Here is a 768-nt window from a genome sequence, read left to right on the forward strand (position 1 = left end):
TTAAGCAATCTGGATCCCGGCCTGCGCCGGGATGACGGTGGTTCTTGGCTTAAATAAGTGCGATCCGACTCTGATAATCCCCACATATTCACGGTGTTGTTAGTCGTTCTTGTGAGTGACAGCATATATGCTATCATTTCGCTCATGGCAGATATAGTTGTGGTAGACACAAGCGTTCTGATTAGCGCCCTGATTGGTGAAAAGGGACCAAGCAGGGAAATACTGCGGCGCTGCTTAAAGGGTAATTATAAACCGCTGATTAGTAACGCCTTATTTTCTGAGTATGAGGATGTCAGTGGCAGAGACCGAATTCTTGGGATATGCCCATTAAACGCCCAGGAAATTCGGGAGTTACTTAATAGCTTGTATTCAGTTTGCCAATGGGTATCGGTATATTTTTTATGGAGACCCAATCTTAAGGATGAGGGCGACAATTTCTTGATAGAACTTGCCCTGGCTGGCAATGCCGATTTCATTATCAGCCATAATGTAAATGACCTGCATGGTGCAGAGCTTAAATTTCCGGATTTACGAATACTCACACCAGAGCAGATGTTAAGAGGTGAATGAAATGGCAACTTTGACCATTCGAATACCAGATGAAAAGCACAATCGCTTAAAAGCATTAGCAAAGCACCGGCATGTGAGCATAAATAGATTGATTGATGAACTTTCTACACAAGCTCTCGCCGAGTTTGATAGCGAAGTTCGTTTTCGTATGCTTGCAGCAAATGGTGATCCTGTACGTGGTTTGGAATTACTGGACAA

The 768-nt window shown here is 43.6% G+C and carries 2 protein-coding genes; both read left to right on the forward strand.

Going from position 1 to position 768, the window contains the following annotated elements; translation table 11 throughout:
- Positions 1–144: 144 nt before the first annotated feature.
- A complete protein-coding gene (locus NPX02_RS21250; RefSeq protein WP_260296066.1) occupies positions 145–570 on the forward strand; it encodes a putative toxin-antitoxin system toxin component, PIN family in 426 nt (141 codons plus the stop codon).
- A 1-nt stretch (position 571) separates the two neighbouring features.
- On the forward strand, positions 572–768 hold a 197-nt coding region (locus tag NPX02_RS21255), incomplete at its 3' end, for a toxin-antitoxin system HicB family antitoxin (protein WP_260296067.1).

The sequence above is a fragment of the Sedimenticola hydrogenitrophicus genome (genome assembly GCF_025175675.1).
Taxonomy (GTDB): Bacteria; Pseudomonadota; Gammaproteobacteria; order Chromatiales; family Chromatiaceae; genus Sedimenticola; species Sedimenticola hydrogenitrophicus.